Raw genomic sequence first — 22795 nt, 5'->3', positions numbered from 1 at the left:
TCAAGGAACGAGAGGGTCTATCAGATGGTCCACCACCGCAAGAAGCAAGACCATCCGGGATACTGCCTCCCAGGTCGAGCCCGGTACACACGATCAGAAATGACTCCACTCCGCCCTGGGGTACAGGACGCAGGGCGAGGTCGACCAGGACCACCGAGCAACACGACAAACAGCCCGAGACACCACCTTCAGAACTGTCCGAGACACGCCCGGCAGCCCAGTTCAGGCTTCGTCGCTCGATTTACTTTTCGTGCTTGACGCTGCTGCCGGCAAGCGGGATACAACAGCAAAGAAAGCGTGCCGGCTCAAGCCCGCATAACGAAATTGATCTTCTTTTCATCGATGGCTCCCAAGGGGCTCGGCTCCCAGGGCCGTTGCGCATAGTATGTCCCTTCCTGTCCGGGACGTCCGCCCTGCGGCGGGCGCTCTTGGGGAGCCGTCATGGCGCAGAAGGGTCGAATCGTGTCTCCGCCCCGCCCGGGCCGGGCGGCAGTGCGGAATCCGCCACGGTGAGGCTCGCTACCCGCGCGCGCCACCGCGGTGCGGGGCGGGTCGCGCCGGTACAGTCGTTCGCATGGCAAAGGGACGGAAGAGAGGCGGCAACCCGCCGCACAGGAGGCGGCGTCGGACGGGCGGCGCCCGCCCGTCCTCCGGCGCGGGCTCCAACCATCCGCGCCGTTCCGCCTCGACTCCTCGCGCCTCGGGGGGCCCGCGCCCCGCAGACGGCGACCCCGGGAAGACCCCGCGCTCCGCAGACGGCGGCTCCGTCAAGGGCCGCAAGCCGGCGGGCAAGACCCGCCCGACGACCGGCGGCCGCTCGGGCCGCACGAGCCGCTCGAAGACGACCCTGCGATCCGCGGGCGGCCACCCGGTCAGGGCCCGCAAGGGCGGCAAGGGCAGCAAGCCGGCCGGCGGGGCCCGCCCGACGACCGGCGGCCGCTCGGGCCGCACGGACAAGACGCAGCGGCCGGCCGATCGGACTCGCTCCGCGGCCGACAACCCGCCTCCGACGGCCGGCAGCCCTCCCGCGGCCGCCGACAGGCCCCGCCCCGCCTCCGGACCGCGGCAGGCCGCGCGGGGGACGGCCCGACGCGCGCGCACCGTGACGACCCAGGACGGGCACCCGTCGCGCTCCGGCGCGCGCCGCTCGACCGCGCGCCGCAGCCGCGACAAGACGGCCCGCTCCGCATCCGGGTCCACCGGCTGGGGGCCCGGCCGCCCCTCCGGTTCCCGGCTGCGCCGCGCAGCCACCGGCATCCCGCCCAGGCCGCGCTACTGGCTGCGCTGGCTCCTGGTCATCGGGATCGTCCTGGGGCTCGTCGGCGGCGTGTCCTACGCCATGATCGCCAGCGCCGCCTGGGTCCGCAACACCATCCGCAGCCAGGACGACGCCGTGGCCGCCAGCCAGTCCCACACCGACTACCCGGCGCCCGCCGCCTGCGACGCCGCCCAGCTGCGCATCTCCCTGGACGCCCCGAAGGAGACCTCCGTCGGCGCCGGCATGGGCATCGACGTCACGGTCACGAACGAGGGCGGCGACGCCTGCCTGCTCGACGTCGGCGGCGCCTCCCTGGGGGCGGTGATCGTCTCGGGAGACCAGATCGTATGGGCGTCCACGTCCTGCCCGGCCGACCCCGTCGAGCGCACTCTGCTCATCGACGTCGGCGAGTCCGCCGGCGCCTCCCTGTGGTGGAACGGCGACTCTGCGGCCGCGGGCTGCTCGCCGTCGGCCTCGAGCCAGAGCCCGAGCCCGGACCCGGTGCCGAGCCCGACGCCGGAGGGCTCGGCGAGCCCCGGGGCCGAGGCGACGGCGAGCCCCACGCCGGTGGACCCGAACGTGGCCGGAGCGGGCACCTACCGGCTCTCCGTCCAGCTCGGCGGCGAGACCGTCACCGGCGAGCAGGTCTTCGTCATCGAGTAGCCGGCAATCGCTGAGCGGGCACGGCGGGCGCCCCGGGCTGCGCCGCCCCGCCGGTGCGGCCCGGGAGCGAGCCCCTCACGCGTAGCGGTCCACAATGGAGACCTCGGCCAGGCGCGACAGCCCGTCGCGCAGGGTGCGCGCCTGGCCCGCCCCCACGCCGTCGACGGCCTGGAGCTCCTCGACCGTCGCGCCGAGGATCGCCTGGAGCGAGCCCCAGGTGGCCACGATCGTGCGCGACGTCGCCAGCGGCAGGCGCGGGATCTTCGCCAGGATCCGCATCCCCCGCGGCGAGATCGAGGCGTCGAGCTCCTGGCCGTCGTCGCCCCCGATGCCCATGGAGCGGGCGACCATGGCCATGTCGAGCAGGGCGGGGGAGCCGACCCACTTGAGCCGGGCCTCGACGGTGGCCGCGTCCATCCCCTGCGGCAGGTAGTCGGTCAGGAGGAAGTCCCGCTCGGCCATCAGGCCGCGCGTGAGCTCCTCGAGCTGGAGGGCGAGCAGCCGCCCGTCGGTGCCGAGCTCGACGACGTAGCCGTCGATGTCCGAAGCGATGCGGCGCACCATCTCGAGCAGCTGGAGGACCGAGGTGACCTCGCGGACGGTGACGAGGTCCTCGATCTCGAGGGCGTCCAGACTGGCCGAGGTCTCGTTGAGGCGCGCCTTGTACCGCTCCAGGGTGGCCAGTGCCTGGTTGGCCCGGGCGAGGATCGCCTCGCTGGGCTCGATGACGTGGCGCCTGCCGTCGACGTACAGGGAGATGATCCGCATGGACTGGCTCACCGAGATGACCGGGTAGCCGGTCTGGCGGGCGACGCGCTCTGCGGTGCGGTGGCGCATACCGGCCTCGGCGGTCTCGATGGAGGCGTGGGGGAGGAGCTGGACGTTGGCGCGCCGGATGCGCCCCGCGGTGCGGTCCACGACGACGGCGCCGTCCATCTTGGCCAGCTCGCGCAGCCGCGCCGCGGACAGCTCGACGTCGAGGTTGAAGCCTCCCGAGGAGATCGACTCCACCATCTCGTCGTAGCCCAGCACGATGATCGCGCCGGTGCGTCCGCGCAGAATGCGCTCCAGGCCGTCGCGCAGCACGGTTCCGGGCGCGACGAGCGCCAGGGTCTCGCGCAGCAGGTTGCCGGGCTTGCCGGTCGACTCAGTCATTCGTGTCTCCAGGCGGGGAATGGGTCTGGAGCACCGGTCGGTGCCCCGCGGCCAGGTGACCACATCGTATCGGTACACCTATAGCGTCGCTGTGAGGCGCATCGCGCCCGGGCCCGCCGCCCGCCGGTGCCGAAGCCGCCGGGCTCGCGGTTGGGGCCGCCGCGATCGCCGTCGTCGAGCCTCAGGAGCGGGGCAGGGCCGCTCCGACAGCCTCGCCCACGTGGCCCACCGGCAGCACCTGCACGCCGGCGACGGGGCGCAGCTCCCGGGAGCCCGCCAGGGGCACGATCGCCCGGTCGAACCCCAGGCGCGCCGCCTCCGCCAGGCGCCGCTGGATGCCGACCGTGGCCCGCACCTCTCCGGTCAGGCCGACCTCCCCGAAGGCGACCAGGCCTGCGGGGGTGGGCAGGTTGCGGGCCGCGCTGACCACGGCGAGGGCCACCGCCAGGTCCGTGGCGGGCTCGACCGCGCGGGCGCCCCCGACCGTGGAGACGTACACGTCCGCCCCGGAGGTGTCCACGCCCATGCGCGCCATCAGCACCGCCAGTGCCATGGCCACGCGCGAGTGGTCCACCCCCGAGGTGGTGCGCCGCGGGGACCCGGCGGCGCTGCCGGCCACGAGCGCCTGGACCTCGACCGGCATGGGCCGGCGCCCCTCCAGGGTGACCGTCGCGCAGGTGCCCGGCACCTCCGAGCGCGCCGCGGACAGGAACAGGCCCGAGGGGTCGGCCAGGCCCGCGATGCCCCGCTCGCCCAGGTCGAAGCAGCCGACCTCGTCGGTCGGGCCGTAGCGGTTCTTCACCGCGCGCAGCAGCCGCAGGCGGGCGTGGCGGTCCCCCTCGAACTGGCAGACGACGTCGACCAGGTGCTCGAGCACGCGCGGGCCTGCGATGCCGCCGTCCTTGGTGACGTGGCCGACCAGCATCACCGGGATGCCGCGCTCCTTGGCTACCGCGATCAGGGCCCCGGCGACCGCCCGCACCTGCGTCACACCGCCGGCCGAGCCCTCGACCTGCGCCGAGGCAATGGTCTGTACCGAGTCGACCACGAGCAGCGAGGGGTCGGCCGCCTCCACGTGGCCGAGCAGCGTCCCCAGCTCGGTCTCCGCGGCCAGCAGCAGCGCCGGGTCGATGGCGTCAATGCGCTCGGCCCGCAGCCGCACCTGGCTCGCGGACTCCTCTCCGGTGACGTAGAGCACAGGACCGTCGCTCCGCTGCCGGGCCTCCCGAGCGGCCTTGGCGGCGACGTCGAGCAGGAGAGTGGACTTGCCCACTCCGGGCTCCCCGGCCAGCAGCACGACGGCGCCGGGCACGATCCCGCCGCCCAGCACCCGGTCCAGCTCGCCGACGCCGGTGGGGCGGGCTCGGGCCTCCTCGGCGCTGACCTCGCCGATGGGGCGGGCGGCGACGGCGGGCCGCACGGTCAGCGAGCGGGCCGCTGCCGGTCCGCTCGCGGCCGAGCCGGCGACTCCGGCGGCCTCGGTGAACTCCTCGAGCGTGCCCCAGGCCCTGCACTCGCGGCACTGGCCGAGCCACTTGGGATTGCTCCAGCCGCACTCCGTGCAGACGTAGGACGTGCGCGCTTTGGTGCTTCTGGTGGGAACCATGGTCTCAGGCTAGCGAGCGCCGCCGGCCGGGCCGTTCTCGGCGCGGGCGGGGCCGCCTGCGAGTCATGGAGTCTGCCGGCGCGACTGCCGACGCGGCGGGTTGCACATTCGTCTGCAATCCGAGCCGAGAAGAACCGCGGAATCATGCGGAATCGCAGAGCCGGTCGCCAAGGATAAGACGCTCCCATGTGCGCAGACCCCCCTGCATGCACATGGGAGCGCGTCAACTCATCTTGACGATCCGTGAGGATCCGCAGAATCTCAACGAAATACCGCACCTGCCCCGCGAGGGACCCATTCTCCCATGTGCAGCTCGCTCATCCGGATGAGTGATTCTCCGGGGGCAGCGGGGGCTGCGAGCCGGTCCGGCGTCTTGGGCCCGGGCGCCCAGGTGTCCGCCTGGAGCGTGAACGAACGTGAACGTACCTCCGTTGACGCTGGGGTCCGCCGCCCGACCCGGCCCGACCTGCGTGCTGTCGGAATCAGTTGCTGAGGAGCCAGGCGCGAGCCTGTTCTCGGCGGGTGCGTGACCTGCGGCCGCGAGTTCAGCCGACTTGCGGTCCGTTCTGGCTGTAGGAAAGCTGCGTGCCCGCCTGAGGTGTCTGGTCGTAGGCGGGGACGCCGGGCTGCTGCGCCTGGCCGTAGGGGCTCACCAGGGGAACCATGTCCTGGTTGTCCAGTCCGCCGGACTCCTGCTGGCGCTTCACAAGGGCTCCATCGATGAATCTGACCAGCGCCACCAGGAGGATGGTGGGAAGGGCGAGCAGGAGGTAGGGGATCCGCGCGCGGCCGGTGACGTTGGAGATGATCCATACGAAGATGCCGATGCCCAGCACGACCCCGATCATCACCGCGAGGACCATTATGAGGTAGTACGCGGAGGAGTGGGCCTTGTTCTCGGTCGTCATGGGCTACTCGCTTCATCGGTGTTCGCCGTGAGACCGGCGGTAGGGTGTCGGGGTGAGAGAGGGCTGGTGCGCGGCAGCGGGCCGTGCCGGCAGGGGACGTGCGGTCGAGCAGGCGAGGTCACGAAACCATCTCCCTGGGCGGAGTCCAGCCACGGCCTTCCGGCGGATGACAAGGGGTGTGCTCACAGTCGCCCGGTCCGCTCCCGAGCGCCGGCGCGACGCGGGTGGAGCCGCCCGTGGCTCACACGCTGCTCAGGACGGCGCGCGCGGTGGTCTCATCGGTGACCATGGCGGACAGGTAGCCGCCCCGCAGCGCAGCGCGGATGGCCACGACCTTGTCGGGGCCCGCAGCGACCCCGACGACCAGCGGGATCCCCTTGAGCCGGTCCGGGTCGAGGCACAGGGTGCGGTCGCACAGCGCGGTGTGCACGTGGCGTCCGTTCGCGTCGAGGTGGTGGCCGCACAGGTGCGCGACCACGCCGTGCTCGCGGCACTCGCGCACGACGTCGGGGGTCATCCAGCGGCGCAGCAGGGGGCTCACAGAGGTCCCGACCGTGCCCACGCCGGTCAGGGCGATGTCGCTGCGGGCGGCGAGCTCGAGGGTCGTGGCGACCTGGTCCTCCTTGCGCACGGCCCGGGCCAGGGCCAGGGAGTCGAAGACGAGCGGCACGGTCAGGGACCGGAAGCGTCCGCCGAGCCGCAGGGACAGGTTGCGGCACACGTCCGGCCCGTCCTCGGTGTTGAAGGACTCCCCGACGCTTCCGAGCATGGCCACGCAGGTCGATGAGGGCCAGCTGCGCTCGGGCATGTGGTGCACGACGGCGGCCACTCCCCGCCCGTTGGACACCGCGATCACGCTGCGCGGCCCGCAGTGCTCCAGCAGCAGGTCCGCGGCGCTGCGGGCGACGTCGGGCCCGACGTCGGCTCCATTGCCGGGCGTCACCTCGCTCACGCGCGCGGTCTTGAGGCCGTAGGCCGTCACGAGCTGCTCCTCCAGCGCCATGAGACGCTCGATGGGGTGCGCCACGGTGACGGTCACGATGCCGACCCGGCGCGCCTCGGTGAGCATGCGCGAGACCGTGGGGCGCGAGTAGCCCGTGCGGCGGGCGATGTCCGCCTGGCCAAGATCCTCCTCCCAGTACAGGCGGGAGACCTCAAGCAGCAGCGACGCGCGATTACGAGTCAGGTTGGCGCACATGTGTTCATTGTAGAGGTCCACTGTCGCTCGCGTCCCCAGTTTTAGCGGGGGGATCGAGGTTTCTGCTTGGTTACGCCAAGGTCACATTGGCACGGATGTGCGTTGGAGTGTTTCGGGGCCCGACGGCGCGCCCATACGTTGGATGCGTCGGGAGGCAGGTCCTCGGATCTGGGAGCCGCTCCCGGACAACTCGCAGAACGCTCGTTCAAAGGAGAACCCCCATGGGTATCGTCCGCACCATCCACGGCGACGTCGCCCCCACCACCCTCGGCGTCGTCAACGCTCACGACCACCTCATCCGCGTCGGCGCGGGTGAGGTCTACATCGACCCCGACCACCTCCTCATCGACGAGGACAAGGCGGCCCAGGAGGCCACCTACTTCGTCGAGGCCTCCAAGCGCTTCGCGCCGAGCGCCACCATCGTCGACATGTGCCCCGCCTCCTCGGGGCGCGGCGTCCTCAAGCTGCGCAGGGTCGTCGACCGCGTCCCCGGTCTCCAGGTCATCCAGGCCACCGGCTTCCACCAGCAGAAGGTCTACCTGGAGTGGCGCCAGTCCTGGGTCAACCAGTACACCGTCACCGAGATCGCCGACCTGCTCATCGCCGACGTCGTCGAGGGCGTCGATGCCAACGACTACATGGGCCCGCTCGTCAAGCGCACCGACATCAAGGCCGGCTGTATCAAGTGGGCCACCGCCTACGGCAGGATCACCGACTGGGAGGTCAAGACCGGCAAGGCCGTCGCCATCGCCTCCAAGGAGACCGGCGCCCCCATCAACACCCACGTCACCGCCGGCACCTGCGGCCCCGAGCAGGCCCGCTTCCTCATCGAGCAGGGCGTGGCACCGGAGAAGATCGCCATTGGCCACATCCAGCGCAACTGGGACCCGTGGATCCAGGAGCAGATCACCTCTCTCGGCGCCTACGTCGAGCTCGACGGCACCAACCGCATCAAGTACGTCCCCGACCACGCGCGCGTCAACCTCATCAAGGTCCTCGGCGAGAAGGGCTACGGCAAGCAGATCCTGCTGGGCACGGACTCGGGCAAGGCCTCCTACCAGAAGGTCTACGGGTCCGTCTCCGGCATCGACTACGACCCGGCCGTCTTCTGCCCGCGCCTGATCGACGACGAGGGCGTGGACCCGGACTACGTCCAGGACCTCCTGGTGAACAACGCGGCCACTTTCTTCGCCTTCGAGCCCCTCCAGGGCTGAGCGGAGGCGCGTCGAGATGGCACCCAAGCTGCAGATCGCACTGGACACCTTCGACCTGCCCAGCGCACTCGGGCCGCTGCAGAAGGCGGCCCCCCACGTGGACGTCATCGAGTGCGGCACCATCCTGGTGCTGTGCGAGGGCTACCATGCCGTGCGGGCCGTCCGCGCGCTGTTCCCGGACAAGCAGATCCTGGCCGACGTGCGCATCGCCGAGGCCGGCTCCAAGATCGCCCGGCTCGCCTTCGAGGCGGGCGCCGACCTCGTCTCCTGCGTCGCCGGGGCCTCCATGGCCACCATCGAGCAGGTCTGCAAGGTCGCCGACGAGTTCGGCGGCGAGGTGCAGGTCGAGCTGGCCGACGAGTGGTACGACGCCGATCGGGCCCGCGCCTGGCGCGCGGCCGGCGTCCAGCACGTCATTGTCAAGCGGTCCCGTGACCGTGAGGCGGCCGGCGACCTGTCCTGGAAGGCCGAGGACATGGACCGAGTCGATGAGCTCGCCGCCATGGGACTGACCGTCACCATCACCGGCGGGGTCTCCGCCGAGGACCTGCCGGCCTTCGCCGGGCGCCGCGTCGGCATCGTCATCGCCGGGCGCGCCATCGTGGAGGCCGACGACCCGGCCGCGGCGGCCAGGACGCTGCGCGAGACCCTCCACGAGGTCTGGTCATGAGCGCGGGCCGCACTGGCAGGAGCGACAGCCGCATCGACGAGCTGGCTGACGGCCTCAGCCTGGGCATCTACGAGAAGGCCCTGGTCGGCGGGAGCCTCGTCACCGCCGACGACTGGAGGACCTTCCTCGCCCAGGTGCCCGAGGCGGGATTCTCCTTCCTCGACATCTCCATCGACGAGTCGCCCCAGCGCGAGGCCCGTCTTGAGTGGGACGCCGCCGCCTGCCACCGGGTGCGCGACGCGGCCGACGCCGTCGGCGCCGGCATCGGCGGGATCTGTCTGTCCATCCACCGCAGGATCGCCCCGGGCTCGGCCGACCCCGCCGTGCGGCGGCGGGCGCGCGAGGTCATGGCCCGCGGCCTGCGGGTGTGCCACGACCTGGGCGCCCCGGTCCTCCAGGTCGCGGGGTACTACTGCTACTACGAGGCCCCGAATCCCGACGCCGAGCGCTGGTACGGCGAGCTCCTGGCCGACGCAGTCCCCCTGGCCGCCCGCCTCGGCGTGGTCATGGGCATTGAGAACGTCGACGGAACCGACGTCACCTCGATCCGCAAGGCTATGGAGTTCGTGCGGGCCGTCGGCTCGCCCTACCTCCAGGTCTACCCCGACCTCGGCAATATCGCCGAGCAGGGGCTCGACCCCGCCGTCGAGCTGGAGGCCGGGAAGGGCCACATGGTCGCCATGCACGCCAAGGACGTGCGCCCCGGCGAGCCCCGCCGCGTTGCGATGGGCGCCGGCGTCGTCGACTGGGACCGCTCCTTCGGGCTGCTGGGGGCCCAGCACTGGGCGGGCCGCCTCATGATCGAGATGTGGAACGACGACGCGTCCGACTCGGTCGCCAGGTGTGTCACCGCCCGGGAGTTCATCGAGACCAGGGCGGCGGCGGCCGGGATCCCGGTCCTCGCCCCCTGAACCGCACACAAATCCACCACAAACCCCCGCGGCGGGCCCGCGCGGGCCCGCCGCGAGACGGCCCCGCGGGGCCGCCAGAGTAAGGAATCGAACAATGACGTACGATCTGACAACCATCGGCGAGGGACAGATTCGGCTGACGTGCGAGCGCGGCGACCGGCTGGCCACCGCCCGCTCGCTTCGCATGACCGCCGCGGGCTCCGAGGCGAATGTCTCGGGCCTCCTGTCCGAGCTCGGCCGCTCCACGGCCTGGGCGACCAAGCTCCCCAAGGGCGAGCTGGCCGACCGCATCGCCCTGGAGTACTCGGCCGTCGGCGTGGACATGCGCCACGTGGTGCTCACCGATGAGGGCCGCGTGGCCCTCTACTTCCTGGAGCCGGGAGAGTTCCCGCTGCCCGGCAAGGTCACCTACGACCGCCAGTACACGCCCTTCCGCTCCATCACGCCCGAGGACTTCGACTGGGACTCCCTGCTCGACACCCGGGTCGTCTTCCTCACCGGCATCACGGCGGCCCTCACTCCCGAGACCGCCGCGGTGGTGCGCTACTTCGCCGACGCCGCGTGCGAGCGGGGCGTTGACGTCGCCCTCGACGTCAACTTCCGCTCCCTGCTGTGGAGCGGCGAGCAGGCCCGCAAGGTGCTGGAGCCCATTGCGCGGCGGGCGGCCATCCTGTTCTGCTCGCGCTCGGACGCCCGTATCGTCTTCGGCATCGAGGGCGAGGGCGTGGACGTGTGCCACAACCTGCGCGAGGAGATGGGTGCGCCCACGGTCGTGTCCACCGACGGGCGCGCGGGCACCTACCTGTCCACGGCGCGAACTGACCGCGTCTTCGAGATCAAGTCCGTCCCGGTCATCGACCGGCCCGGTGCTGGCGACTCCTTCGTCGCGGGCACGCTCCACGGGTGGCTCGACGGCGATGTCGAGCGCGGCATCGAGATGGGCACCAAGGTGGCCCAGCTCGCCCTGACCCACCACGGCGACCTCACGCACGTGCGCCCCGGCGAGCTCCTGGCTCTCCACGGCTCGGACATCGTGCGCTGACCCGCCCCGGTACTCCACCCCTCTTATCATTCACGATTGGTCCTCACATGAGTTCAGCAACATCGGTGCACGCAGCACCACAGGGGCGCACGGCCCCGGAGCAGATTGACAACCACCGCCTCACCGGGCACCAGAAGTCCCTCATCGGGATGGCCATTGTGGGCAACGTGTCGGAGTTCTTCGACCTGTTCCTCATCGGCTTCATTGTCAACCTGTTGCTTGAGGCCCCGGGATGGAACCTCAGCGGCTTCCAGTCCGGCATCATCCTCGCCGGCGCGGGCCTGGGCACGGTTCTCGGCTCCATCACCTGGGGCCGGCTGGCCGACGTCTTCGGCCGCAAGCACGCCTTCATCTGGTGCATTGTCGTCCTCGTCGTCTTCACCGCCGCCTCCGCCTTCACCCCGGTCAACGGCTGGATCCTGCTGGCCATCCTGCGCACCGGTGTCGGCTTCGGTGTCGGCGGGCTCAACATCACCTCGGTGCCCTTCGTCCAGGAGTTCGTGCCCGCCAAGCAGCGCGGCCTCCTGGCGGGCCTCACGAGCGTCTTCATCCCCGCGGGCATCTTCCTCGGCGGTCTGGTCACCAAGTACCTCGGCGGTCCTCTGGGGTGGCGCGGCCTCATCGCCGTCGGCTGCGTGCCCATTGTGCTGCTGGCCTGGGCCCGCGTCATTCCCGAGTCCCCACGCTTCCTCCAGTCCAAGGGGCGCGAGGAGGAGGCCAGGGCGGCCTACGCCTGGGCCATGGAGATTCCCGTGGAGCAGGTCGCCGACCTGCCCCCGATCCCGGAGAAGACCTCCGCGTCCTACTCGGTCATCTTCACCAAGTACCCCCGCCAGCTGCTCGTCGTGGCGCTGGGCTCCTTCTCCTTCATTATGGGTTCCTTCACCGTCCAGTCCTGGGGGCAGACGCTGCTCGGCCAGTCCTTCAAGTTCGGCGCCAGCACGGTTGCGACCCTGTTCATGTTCGTCTCGTTCGGCGACCTGCTCGGGCGCCTGGGGTCGGCCTGGATCTCTGACCGGATCGGACGGCGCTGGACTATGTTCGGCTGCGGCATGATCGGTGCCATCGGCGCCCTCATCGCAGCCTTCTCGACCCGGATGGTCCACGGGGACGAGATCGGCAGCGCCGGCTACGTGTTCTTCGCGGGCATCTTCATCGTCATGACCTTCGGCGACGGCGCCTTCGGCATCCTCAACGCCTTCGGCGGCGAGCAGTTCCCCACCGAGGCCCGCTCCACCGGCCTGGGGCTGGGCTACGGTATTGGTGCGATCGCCAAGGTCGTCGGGCCGTACTTCGTGGGGGCGCTCATTGGAAACAGCAAGCTGAGCGCCGAGGTGGTCTTCCTGCCCTTCATCGTCTTCGCGGTCCTGCTCTTCGCGGGCGGCATTATCTACCTCTTCGCCCGTGAGACGAAGGGGGCCTCCCTGGAGGACATCTGATCGGTCCCTCCTTCGCCGAGATCGGTTCACTTCCGCATCGAGATCGGTTCAGTCCGGACTCGGGACTATCGCTCGGCCCCGGAGCGCGCGCTCCGGGGCCGAGCCGTATTCTTGGGCAACGAGACTCCTTGTAGGCCCCGTTGTAAGAGCGCGAGCACGGGTCGGGGAGGTCGCATGACCGCGGTACCCGTTGAAGCGGACGATGGGTCCTCCAGCCGCCGTACGGTCGTCCGAGCCCGTGGCCGGGGAGCGCTCGAAACCGTTTTCTCGGGCGCCTTTTCGCGATGTTTCCGTTCGACGTCTTCAAGGTGTTCTGCGGTCATGGTCGTGGCAGGAGCTGATGTGCTTCCAGGGTTCCTCGCCGCGGGTCGGAGAGGGCGAGGGAAAGGCGGGGCTGAAAGTGCGTGGAAGCGTCACTTTTCCGGAGTCCGTCGACGTCCTGCGGGCGCTTTGAACCGATCTCGAGCCGGAACTGAACCGATCTCGGCGAAGGAGGGGCGGGCTGAGGTCGTTGGCTGGGCGTATGCTGACCTCGCAACTTGGTGGCGTGCGTCAGGTTGGTCCGGCCACCAGGGCGATGCGGGCGGTGTATCAGAACTTGTACCTGGTCCGGCACGCCGGAGCGCTTTAGCCTGCCCTCAGGTTGCGGCCCACCCGCTCCGCCCCCACCTCGTCATCCCATGGAGGTAGACGATGACTGACTCCTCGGCCTTCACCCCCGCGCAGGCCGCCGATCCCGGCACGAGCGCGCAGGACATGGCGCAGATCGCCGCCGAGCGCCCCGACCTGTGGCCGTCTCTGGCGGCCAACCCGTCTCTTTACCCGGACCTGCGGCAGTGGCTCCGACAGGTCGGGGGTCCGGATGTCCAAGCGGCCCTGACGGCGTCGGAGCAGCAGACGGCCTCGGTGTACGCCGCGCAGCTCGAGAACCGGCAGACGGGGGAGGCCGCCCTGCCTCCTCCGCTCGTCGGAGGAGGCAGCGGAGCCATGCCGCTGTCCGTGCCGTCAGTGCCGTCGGTGCCGTCGGCCGCCTACAGCGCCGCCCCGCTGTCCGCGCCGTCGGTGCCGTCGGCCGCCTACAGCGCCGCCCCGCCGTGGGCACCATCCGCCGCCTACAACGGTGCGGCCCCGCTCGCGCCCGTCCCACCGACAGGCCCCAAGAGCTCCAACACGGCTGCCGCAGTGGGCATTGTGGTTTTCTTCTCCGTTATCGTCCTGGCCATCGGAAGCGTTGTATTAGCCACCTATAGCAGACAGTCGTCCGACTCCGGGACCAGCACTCTGCAAACATCATGCAGAAGCGGGGACATGGCCGACTGCGACAGCCTCTACTACGCCGCCAGGTCCGGGAGCTCGGAGGAGTCCTTCGGCAGGAGCTGCGGAGGACGCGATCACTCCATGACCCACGGGGGCGACTGCAGGTCGACCTACGGCTCGCGCTACTCCTCGCCCAGCCCCACGCCCTACTCGACCTACAACTCGTCGAACAGCGGCCTGAGGGACTCGTGCTCCAAAGGCGACATGGGCGACTGCGACAGCCTCTACTACCTGTCCCCCTCCGGGAGCTCGGAAGAGTCCTTCGGCAAGAGCTGCGGAGGACGCGACTACTCCATGAGCTACGGGGGCTCCTGCAAGTCGACCTACGGCTCCCGCTACTGACGGCGGCGCCGGTCCGCCTCAGTCGCCGGCGGCGGCCCCGGCTCGCCCCGGCTACCGGTGCCGGCGGCTCGGCCGGCCCTCAGTGCTGGCCGTGCTGGTCGTGCTGGCCGTAGACGTTCTGGTAGCGGTCGTTGAGCCGGTCGACCAGGTCCTGGTCGATCAGCGTGATCTCGCCGCCGGCGCGGGCGATGTGGACGGTGCGGGCGACCTCCTCGCACATGACGGCGGCCTTGACGGCGGCGCAGGCGTCGCGCCCAATGGTGAAGGGCCCGTGGTTGGCCATGAGCACAGCCGGGGACTTCGAGCCGGACAGGGTCTCCACAATGCCGCGCCCGATGGAGTCATCGCCGATGAGGGCGAAAGGCCCCACGGGGATGGGCCCCCCGAACTCGTCGCCCATCATGGTCAGGGCGCAGGGGATGGGCTCGCGGCGCGCCGCCCAGGCAGCGGCGTAGGTGGAGTGGGTGTGGACGACGCCGCCGACCTGCTCCATGTGCCGGTAGACGTAGGCGTGGGCGGCGGTGTCCGACGACGGCGCGAGCGACGCCGGCGTGCCGTCGTTGATCTTGGCACCGTCCAGGGTGCACACCACCATGGTCTCGGCGGTCAGCTCGTCGTAGGAGACGCCCGAGGGCTTGATAACGAACAGATCGGTCTTGACGGTCTCGCCGTCGCGGGTCAGGACGACGCGCTCGGAGACATTGCCGGCGGTCCACACCACCAGGCCCCAGCGGGGCAGCTCGGCGTGCAGCGCCGCCACCTTCTCGCGGGTCGCGGCCACCGCCCCGCGCACCTCGGCATCCAGCTCGGACAGGACAATCGGTTTGGGCGACTCAGACAATTCAGACCCCATTCTCTTCGCTCCTCACTGGTCGTGCCCGCCGGGCGGGCACGACTGACATATCTACTGTCATATCTACTGTGCCGGTCCCGGCACCCCGTTGCACCAGCTGTGGTGAACGGACGTGCGCCTCGGTGTTGCCGCAGTGCGGCAGATGCGGCCGGACCGCCCCGAGGCGGCGCCGTCAAGTATAGATGTGAGCGTTCACATGAACGGCTGCTCACCGGTAGCATCGCCAATGAGCGCCATCGTCGTACGCCCGGCAGCCGCTGACCGGGGCGCGGGCGCATCGCCCCGCCGACCAATGGAGCATGATTCGGATGACCCCCTCTGCCGAGACCCCCGCGGCCCCGCCCGCCGCGATCGCCCCGGACCCGGGCCGGACCGCCCTCGGCATCGAGCTCGGCTCCACGCGCATCAAGGCTGTCCTGATCGACCGGTCGCACGCCGTCATCGCCTCCGGCGGCTTCGAGTGGGCCAACGAGCTCGTGGACGGGGTGTGGACCTACGCCATTGACGACGTCGTCGCGGGCCTGCAGGCCGCCTACGCCGAGCTCGCCCGGGACTACCGCGACCGGTACTGCGCCGCGCTCACCGCCGTCGGCGCCATCGGCATCTCCGGCATGATGCACGGCTACCTCCCCCTGGACGCCGACGGCGAGCTCCTCACCCCCTTCCGCACCTGGCGCAACACCTTCACCCAGGAGTCCGCGGCCGCCCTGTCCGGGCTCTTCGGCCTCAACATCCCCCAGCGCTGGTCCATCGCCCACCTCCACCACGCCATCGCCCGCGGCGAGGAGCACGTGGCGCGCATCGCCCGCATCACCACGCTCGCCGGCTACGTCCACCACCGCCTGACCGGCCGCCACGTCCTGGGCGCAGGGGAGGCCTCGGGCGTCTTCCCGATCGGGCCCGACGGCCGCTCCTTCGACGCCGAGATGATCGCGGCCTTCGACCGGCGCGTGGACGCGCCCTGGTCCCTGGCCGACATCCTGCCGCGGGTCGCCGTGGCCGGCCAGGACGCCGGGACGCTGACCGCCGACGGCGCCCTCCTGCTCGATCCCACCGGCGCGCTGCGCCCCGGGACGCCGCTGTGCCCGCCCGAGGGCGACGCCGGCACCGGCATGGTCGCCACCAACTCGGTGCGCCCGCGCACCGGCAGCGTCTCGGCCGGCACCAGCGCCTTCGCCATGATCGTCCTGGAGCGGCCGCTGCGGACCATGGTGGAGCAGATCGACCTGGTGGCCACGCCGTCGGGGGCGCCGGTGGCCATGGTCCACTCCAACAACTGCACGAGCGACATCAACGCCTGGGTGGAGGTCTTCGGCCAGTTCGCCACCGCCATCGGCGCGCCGGTGGAGCGGGGCAGGCTGTTCGAGGTCCTGCTGGGCGCCGCGGCCGACGCCGGTGCGTCCGGCGGGGGCGGCCGTGCCGGCACGTCCGGTGCGTCCGGCACGGCCAGCCCCGGGGTGCTGGCCTTCAACTTCCTGTCCGGCGAGCACCTGGTGGGCCTGGCCGAGGGGCGGCCCCTGGTGATGCGGCGCCCCGAGGGGACCCTGTCGCTGGCGACCCTCATGCGCGCGCACCTGTTCGCGGCCTTCGCCTCCATGGCCCACGGCCTGAGGGTGCTGCGGGCCGGCGCGGAGGCGCCGATCGACTCCATGTTCGCCCACGGGGGCATCTTCACCACTCCCGAGATCCCCCAGCGGGTCCTGGCCGCCGCCTTCGACACGCCCGTGTCGGTGGGCGCCACCGCCTCCCAGGGCGGGGCGTGGGGCATGGCCCTGCTCGCCGGCTACAGGCTGTGGGCGGCCGGCCCCGGCGGCCCGGCACTGGAGGACTACCTCGCCGACGTCGTCTTCCGCGACATGGAGGTCACCACGGTCGTGCCCGAGCCCGGGCAGGTCGAGGAGTACGCCCGCTACCTGGCGGCCTTCACGCGGGCCCTGCCCGTCCAGGCTGCCGCGGCCGACCTCTTCTGACGGCGACGGGGCGGCGACGGGCCGACGACGTCGAGCAGTGACAGTTGCCACGAAACAACGGGCTTTGACGGGGCTTCCCCTTTAGGTGAGGTTTCCCTTAGGTTTTTAGGCGAGTCAATCCTCACCTAAATAAGGAAGACATGTCTCGCAAGATCTCCCGCCGTCACAGCATGGTCCTTGTCACCGCAGCCGGGCTCGCTCTGGGCGCCTGCGGCAGGCCCGCCGACAACAGCTCGACGGGCTCCGGCGACTCCGCCTCGCAGGGCTCCACGGTCACCATTGAGGACAACCGCGGCACCGTCGATATCACCCTGCCCGTCCAGCGCGCCGCCTCCGCCGACAACCGCACCTTCGAGGTCCTGGCGCAGTGGGAGGTGCCGCTGGTCGCCGTTCCCAAGGGCCTCATGCCCTCGACCGTGACCGCTTACAGCGGCGACGACGTCGTCGACCTGAAGAACCACAAGGAGCCCGACCTGGAGAAGCTCGTGGCGGCCAGTCCCGACCTCATTATCTCCGGCCAGCGCTTCTCCCAGTACGACGACCAGATGGCCGAGCTGAACCCGGGCGTCCCGCTGCTCGACCTCGAGCCTCGCGAGGGGCAGCCCCTCGACTCCGAGCTCAGCCGCCAGGTCACCGCACTGGGTCAGGTCTTCGGCAAGGAGACTGAGGCCGACCAGCTCGTCTCCGACTTCAATGCCGCCCTGGAGCGGGCCAAGAACGCCTACGACGGCAGCTCCAAGGTCATGGCCGTCGACGTCTCCGGCGGCAAGATCGGCTACGTCGCGCCGAAGATCGGGCGCACCTGGGGGCCGCTGTACGACCTGCTCGGCCTCACGCCCGCCCTGGATGATGTCGAGGGCACGGACAACCACAAGGGCGACGACATCTCGGTGGAGAAGATCGCCGACTCCAGCCCCGAGTGGATCCTGGTCCTCGACCGCGACGGCGCTATCAGCGCCGACAAGGACGACTACACGCCCGCCGAGGACGTCATCGCGGGCAACAGCGCCCTCCAGAACGTCCCCGCCGTGACCAAGGGACAGGTCATCTACGCCCCCAAGGACACCTACACCAACGAGTCGATCATCACCTACACGGAGATCCTCAGCTCGATGGCCGACGCCTTCGAGGCCGCCAAGTCCAAGGGCTGACCCGCAGACGTGCGCTCCCGCCGTCCTGCGCGGCTCCGAGGCCCTGCAGGACGGCCGACCCCATGACTGAGATCCAGAAAGAAAGCCCCACGACGCCGCCCGCCACCCGCACCCGCGGCCCACTGCTCACCGGCGGGCTGCTCGCGGGGCTGGCGATCGTCGCAGCCCTGCTCGTCGTGAGCCTCCTCACCGGCGAGTACTCCATCTTCTCCCGCAGCGACGGCGGCGAGATGTTCCTCAACGTCCGCGTGCCGCGCACCATCGCCCTGGTCCTGGCGGGCGCCGCCATGTCCATGTCCGGCCTCGTCATGCAGCTCATCACCCAGAACCGCTTCGTGGAGCCCACCACCACCGGAACCACCGAGTGGGCGGGGCTCGGGCTGCTCCTGGTCATGGCCGTCGCCCCGCGGGCCAGCGTGCTCATGCGCATGGTCGGCGCCGTCGTCATGGCCTTCGCGGGAACCATGGTCTTCTTCCTGTTCCTGCGGCGCGTCTCGCTGCGCTCCTCCCTGCTGGTGCCCATCGTCGGCATCATGCTCGGCTCCGTGGTCAGCGCCCTGTCGACCTTCTTCGCCCTCAAGACCAATATGCTCCAGTCGCTGGGCGTGTGGTTCCAGGGCAGCTTCACCTCGGTCTACCGGGGCCAGTACGAGGTCCTGTGGCTCGTGCTGCTGGTGGCCGCCGCCGTCTTCCACTACGCGGACCGGCTCACGGCGGCCGGCCTGGGCCAGGACATCGCCACGAGCATCGGGGTCGACTACCGGCGCACCGTCCTGGTCGGGACGGGCCTGATCGCCCTGGCCACCGGCATTGTCACCGTCGTCGTCGGGTCGCTGCCGTTCCTCGGCCTCATCGTCCCCAACCTGGTCTCCATGCGGCGCGGGGACGACCTGCGCTCCAACCTGCCGTGGGTCTGCCTGGTGGGGATCGGCCTGGTCACCGCCTGCGACCTGCTCGCCCGCACGATCATCTCCCCCTTCGAGATCCCCGTCTCGGTGGTGCTGGGCATTGTCGGCGCGGCCGTGTTCGTCGCCCTCATTATCCGCCGGCTCGGGAGGTCGTCATGAGCGCGCAGACCGTGCGCCGCTCCGGCGCCTTTCCGAGCGCCCGCGCCCGGCGCCGGTGGTGGATCACCTACCTGGGCCTGACGGCGCTGGCCCTCCTGCTCGCCGCCGGGCTGCTCATCTGGAAGAACCCCGCCCCGCTGGGCACGCGCAGCTTCTGGCTCATCGCCCACCGCCGCATGTACGCCCTCATCGCCATGGGGGTCGTGGCGGTGTGCCAGGCCATGGCCACGGTCGCCTTCCAGACGGTGACCGGCAACCGCATTATCACCCCGTCCATTATGGGATTCGAGTCCCTGTACCGGGCCATCCACACCTCCACCGTGTTCTTCTTCGGCGTCGCCGGGCTCAACGCGGCCCGCAACCTGCAGATGTTCGTCATCCAGCTGGTGCTCATGATCGGGCTGTCGCTGCTGCTGTACTCCTGGCTGCTGACCGAGCGCGCGGGCAGCATGCACGCCATGCTGCTCATCGGGATCATTATCGGCGCGGGGCTGGGCAGCGTCTCGACCTTCATGCAGCGCATGCTGACCCCCAGCGAGTTCGACGTCCTCACCGCCCGCCTGTTCGGCTCGGTGAACAACGCGGACTCCGAGTACTACCCGGTGGCGCTGCCACTGGTGCTTATCGCCTCCGCGGCGCTGCTCGTCGCCTCCCGCAGGCTCAACGTCCTGTCGCTGGGGAGGGACACGACGACGAGCCTGGGGCTGAGTCACACGCGGACCTCGATCGCGGTGCTGGTGCTCGTGTCGGTGCTCATGGCGACATCGACCGCGCTGGTGGGGCCCATGACCTTTCTCGGGTTCCTCGTCGCGACCCTGACCTACCAGCTGTGCGGCACCTACGACCACCGCTACATCCTGCCCATGGCGGTCAGTCTCGCCCTGCTCGTGCTCACCGGGGCCTACTTCCTCATGTACCACGTCTTCGACGCCCAGGGCGTCGTCTCGATCATTATCGAGCTGGTGGGCGGCTGCGCGTTCCTCGTCGTCATTCTCAGAAAGGGGCGGCTGTGATCGAGCTGCGTCGGGTCACCAAGGTCTACAGCTCGGAGGTCTCCATCGGCCCCGTCGAGCTGGACATCCCCGCCGGCGGGGTGACTGCGCTCATCGGCCCCAACGGGGCGGGCAAGTCCACGCTGCTCATGATGATCGGCAGGCTGCTCGGCATCAGCGAGGGCACGATCCGCGTGGCCGAGATGGACGTGGCCTCGACCAGGTCCGCGGACCTGGCCAAGGTGCTGTCCATCCTGCGGCAGGAGAACCACTTCATCACCCGGCTCACCGTGCGCCAGCTCATCGGCTTCGGCCGCTTCCCCTACTCCCGGGGGAGGCTGACCTCCGAGGACGAGGAGATCATCTCCCGATACGTGGACTTCCTCGGGCTCGGCGAGCTCGAGGGGCGCCACCTGGACGAGCTCTCGGGCGGTCAGCGCCAGCGCGCATACGTGGCCATGGTCCTGTGCCAGGAGACGGACTACGTCCTGCTCGACGAGCCCCTCAACAACCTGGACATCGCCCACTCGGTGGAGATGATGAACCACGTCGAGCGCGCCGCCCGGGAGTTCGGGCGCACGGTGATCATCGTCCTGCACGACATCAATGTCGCGGCCCGCTACGCCGACCGGATCTGCGCCGTCAAGGACGGCCGGATCGTCGAGTTCGGCACCCCGGCCGAGATCATGCGCGGCGAGATCCTCAGCTCCATCTTCGGCACCGACATTGAGGTCATCGAGGGGCCCAAGGGCCTCATCGCCTGCTTCTGAAGAGGACTGGCCGGCACGGCGTGACGCACTCGCCCCGCTCGACGACGGCGGGAGCCAGGAGGCGAGCCGGCCCCCGCCGGGTCTCAGGCCCGCGCGAGGGCCTCGCGCGCCACGGAGGCGACGTTGTCGCCGGTGAAGCCGTAGTCGGCGAACATCTCCGCGGCCGGGGCGGAGGCGCCGAAGCGGTCGATGGAGACGATCGCGCCGCCGTCGCCGACGCGCTCGCGCCAGCCCATGGCGACGCCCGCCTCCACGGCGACCCTCACGCAGTCCTCGGGCAGGACCTGGGCGCGGTAGTCCTCGTCCTGGGCGTCGAACCACTCCAGGCAGGGGGCGGAGACCACGCGGGTGGGGGTGCCGGCGGCCTGGAGGATGCGGCGGGCGTCGGCGGCGACCGACACCTCCGATCCGGTGGCGATAATGGTCACGGCCGGGGCGACGGCGCCGCCCCGGGAGTCGGCGGCCTCGGCCAGGACGTAGGCGCCGCGGCGCACGCCCTCGGCGGCGGCCTCGGCCGAGGCCAGCACGGGGAGGTTCTGGCGCGACAGGATCAGGCCGGCGGGCTCGTGACGGCGCCTGAGGATCTCCGCCCACGCGGCGGCGGTCTCATTGGCGTCGGCGGGGCGGACGACGTCGAAGCCCGGGATGGCCCGCAGGGAGGCGAGGTGCTCGACGGGCTGGTGGGTGGGGCCGTCCTCGCCCACGCCGATGGAGTCGTGGGACCACACGAAGATGCTGGGGATCCGCATGAGCGCCGCCAGGCGCGCGGTGGGCCGCATGTAGTCGGCGAAGACCAGGAAGGTGCCCCCGTAGGCGCGGGTCAGACCGTCCAGGACGATGCCGTTGAGGATGCCGCCCATGGCGTGCTCGCGAACCCCGAAGTGGATCGTGCGCCCGTAGGGGCCGTCCCCCTCCTTCTGCGCCAGGGACGCCGGCAGGAAGGAGGGCTCGCCGACCATGGTGGTCTTGTTGGAGCCGCCCAGGTCGGCCGAGCCGCCCCACAGCTCGGGGACGACGGGCGCCAGGGCGGTGAGCACCGCTCCGGAGGCGTTGCGGGTGGCGACCGACTTCCCGGTCTCCCAGGTCGGCAGGGCGGCCTCCAGCTCCGCGGGCGGCTCGCCGGAGCGCAGGCGGTCCAGCAGCGCCGCGCCCGAGGGGTTGGCGGCCCTCCACGCCTCGTAGCGGGCGTCCCAGTCGGCGCGCGCGGCGGCGGCCCGCTCGGCGGCGTGGGCGCGGGTGCGCTCCAGGACGCCGCCGGTCTGGAAGGAGGCCTCGGGGTCCAGGCCGAGGACCCTCTTGAGCCCGGCGACCTCGGCGGCGCCGAGCTTCGCGCCGTGGGTGGAGGCCTGGCCCTGCATGGTGGGGGCGGGCCAGGCGATGATCGTGTGCAACCGGATCAGGGACGGCCGGCTGGTCTCGGCGCGCGCCGCCACCAGTGCCTCGTGCAGGGCGGCCAGGTCCTCGTGGTACTCCCCGTCGCCCCTCCAGTCCACCTCGATGACCTGCCAGCCGTAGGCGGTGAAGCGAGCGGTGACGTCCTCGGTGAAGGCCAGGTCCGTGCTGCCCTCGATGGTGATGTCGTTGTCGTCGTAGATGGCGATGAGGTTGCCCAGCTGCTGGGCGCCGGCCAGGGAGGCGGCCTCGGCGACGACGCCCTCCTGCATGCAGCCGTCCCCCATGAGCGTGTAGACGACGTGGTCGAAAATCGACTCGCCCTCCGGGGCGGCGGCGTCCAGCAGGCCGTGCTCGTAGCGGGCGGCCATGGCCATGCCCACCGCGTTGGAGAACCCGGCACCCAGCGGGCCGGTGGTCGTCTCCACCCCCACCGTGTGGCCGAGCTCGGGGTGGCCCGGCGTCAGCGACCCGGCGGTGCGCAGCGCCTGAAGGTCGGAGATCTCCAGGCCGTAGCCCGCCATGATCAGCTGGATGTACTGGAGGACCGAGGCGTGCCCCGCCGACAGGATGAAGCGGTCGCGCCCCAGCCACCGGGCGTCGGAGGGGTCGCAGGCCATCTCGTGCTGGTAGAGCAGGTAGGCCACGGGGGCCAGGGAGATGGCGGTGCCGGGGTGCCCGGACCCGGCCTTCTCGACGGCGTCGGCGGCCAGCGCCTTGGCGATGCTGATCGCCCTGAGATCGAGGTCCGAGAGCCGGAGGGGCTCTGCGGGCTCTGTGGGGTCTGTAGGCTCCGTAGTCATTAACAGGTTCCTTCGTACGCGTTCGTGTGTGGATATCGGTGACGGGCGTGCGCCCGGCGACTGGTCTCCGGGGA

Annotated in this window: 18 protein-coding genes; 12 read left to right on the top strand and 6 right to left on the bottom strand. The window is 70.8% G+C overall.

Annotation, left to right across the window (positions count from 1 at the left end; genetic code table 11):
* Window positions 1–574 precede the first annotated feature (574 nt).
* A complete protein-coding gene (locus O145_RS16330; protein ID WP_052374522.1) occupies window positions 575–1921 on the top strand; it encodes a hypothetical protein in 1347 nt (448 codons plus the stop codon).
* Between the two features lie 75 nt (window positions 1922–1996).
* On the opposite strand, the gene disA is transcribed toward O145_RS16330, so the two are convergent.
* The 4 genes from disA to O145_RS02080 form a co-directional block, all read right to left on the bottom strand.
* The gene (gene disA, locus O145_RS02095; RefSeq protein WP_043558906.1) at window positions 1997–3076 is read right to left on the bottom strand and encodes a DNA integrity scanning diadenylate cyclase DisA; all 1080 of its coding nucleotides are present in this window, start codon (window positions 3074–3076) and stop codon (window positions 1997–1999) included.
* 181 nt (window positions 3077–3257) lie between these two features.
* Window positions 3258–4682 (bottom strand): DNA repair protein RadA, encoded by a 1425-nt coding sequence (gene radA / locus O145_RS02090; protein WP_043558900.1) that lies wholly within the window; start codon window positions 4680–4682, stop codon window positions 3258–3260.
* A 545-nt stretch (window positions 4683–5227) separates the two neighbouring features.
* Entirely contained in the window at window positions 5228–5590 is a 363-nt protein-coding gene (locus O145_RS16325) for a hypothetical protein (protein WP_052374521.1), read from the bottom strand.
* 241 nt (window positions 5591–5831) lie between these two features.
* Entirely contained in the window at window positions 5832–6788 is a 957-nt protein-coding gene (locus O145_RS02080) for a sugar-binding transcriptional regulator (RefSeq protein ID WP_052374519.1), read from the bottom strand.
* Between the two features lie 221 nt (window positions 6789–7009).
* Between O145_RS02080 and O145_RS02075 the strand changes: the two genes are divergently transcribed.
* The 6 genes from O145_RS02075 (at window position 7010) to O145_RS02050 (ending at window position 13723) form a co-directional block, all read left to right on the top strand.
* Window positions 7010–8002 (top strand): phosphotriesterase family protein, encoded by a 993-nt coding sequence (locus O145_RS02075; RefSeq protein ID WP_043558898.1) that lies wholly within the window; start codon window positions 7010–7012, stop codon window positions 8000–8002.
* Between the two features lie 16 nt (window positions 8003–8018).
* Window positions 8019–8672, top strand: coding sequence for a 3-dehydro-L-gulonate-6-phosphate decarboxylase (locus tag O145_RS02070; RefSeq protein WP_043558895.1), 654 nt, complete (start codon window positions 8019–8021; stop codon window positions 8670–8672).
* A complete protein-coding gene (locus O145_RS02065; RefSeq protein ID WP_052374517.1) occupies window positions 8669–9583 on the top strand; it encodes an L-ribulose-5-phosphate 3-epimerase in 915 nt (304 codons plus the stop codon). Before O145_RS02070 ends, O145_RS02065 begins: the two co-directional genes overlap by 4 nt.
* A gap of 94 nt (window positions 9584–9677) precedes the next feature.
* The gene (locus tag O145_RS02060; RefSeq protein ID WP_043558893.1) at window positions 9678–10625 is read left to right on the top strand and encodes a sugar kinase; all 948 of its coding nucleotides are present in this window, start codon (window positions 9678–9680) and stop codon (window positions 10623–10625) included.
* Window positions 10626–10672: 47 nt separating this feature from the next.
* Window positions 10673–12064 (top strand): MFS transporter, encoded by a 1392-nt coding sequence (locus tag O145_RS02055; RefSeq protein ID WP_052374515.1) that lies wholly within the window; start codon window positions 10673–10675, stop codon window positions 12062–12064.
* Between the two features lie 693 nt (window positions 12065–12757).
* Window positions 12758–13723, top strand: a complete 966-nt coding sequence (locus O145_RS02050) for a variant leucine-rich repeat-containing protein (protein WP_043558889.1) — start codon at window positions 12758–12760, stop codon at window positions 13721–13723.
* A 79-nt stretch (window positions 13724–13802) separates the two neighbouring features.
* On the opposite strand, the gene O145_RS02045 is transcribed toward O145_RS02050, so the two are convergent.
* Complete coding sequence (locus tag O145_RS02045; protein WP_043558888.1) at window positions 13803–14576, bottom strand: L-ribulose-5-phosphate 4-epimerase; 774 nt, start codon at window positions 14574–14576, stop codon at window positions 13803–13805.
* Between the two features lie 308 nt (window positions 14577–14884).
* Between O145_RS02045 and O145_RS02040 the strand changes: the two genes are divergently transcribed.
* The 5 genes from O145_RS02040 to O145_RS02020 all read left to right on the top strand — a co-directional run bounded on the left by O145_RS02040 (window position 14885) and on the right by O145_RS02020 (window position 20526).
* A complete protein-coding gene (locus tag O145_RS02040; protein ID WP_043558887.1) occupies window positions 14885–16546 on the top strand; it encodes a xylulokinase in 1662 nt (553 codons plus the stop codon).
* Between the two features lie 140 nt (window positions 16547–16686).
* Complete coding sequence (locus O145_RS02035; protein ID WP_052374514.1) at window positions 16687–17697, top strand: siderophore ABC transporter substrate-binding protein; 1011 nt, start codon at window positions 16687–16689, stop codon at window positions 17695–17697.
* A 62-nt stretch (window positions 17698–17759) separates the two neighbouring features.
* Entirely contained in the window at window positions 17760–18764 is a 1005-nt protein-coding gene (locus O145_RS02030; protein WP_043558885.1) for an ABC transporter permease, read from the top strand.
* Entirely contained in the window at window positions 18761–19777 is a 1017-nt protein-coding gene (locus tag O145_RS02025) for an iron chelate uptake ABC transporter family permease subunit (RefSeq protein WP_043558878.1), read from the top strand. The genes O145_RS02030 and O145_RS02025 overlap by 4 nt, the downstream gene beginning before the upstream one ends.
* On the top strand, window positions 19774–20526 hold the full coding sequence (locus O145_RS02020; RefSeq protein WP_043558875.1) for an iron ABC transporter ATP-binding protein: 753 nt from the start codon (window positions 19774–19776) through the stop codon (window positions 20524–20526). The genes O145_RS02025 and O145_RS02020 overlap by 4 nt, the downstream gene beginning before the upstream one ends.
* A gap of 83 nt (window positions 20527–20609) precedes the next feature.
* Here O145_RS02020 and tkt read toward each other — a convergent pair whose 3' ends face one another.
* Window positions 20610–22721, bottom strand: a complete 2112-nt coding sequence (tkt, locus tag O145_RS02015) for a transketolase (protein WP_043558872.1) — start codon at window positions 22719–22721, stop codon at window positions 20610–20612.
* Window positions 22722–22795 lie beyond the last annotated feature (74 nt).

The sequence above is a fragment of the Actinomyces israelii DSM 43320 genome (genome assembly GCF_000711965.1).
GTDB classification, from domain to species: Bacteria; Actinomycetota; Actinomycetes; order Actinomycetales; family Actinomycetaceae; genus Actinomyces; species Actinomyces israelii.
This window is presented reverse-complemented; position numbering and strand designations above follow the sequence as displayed.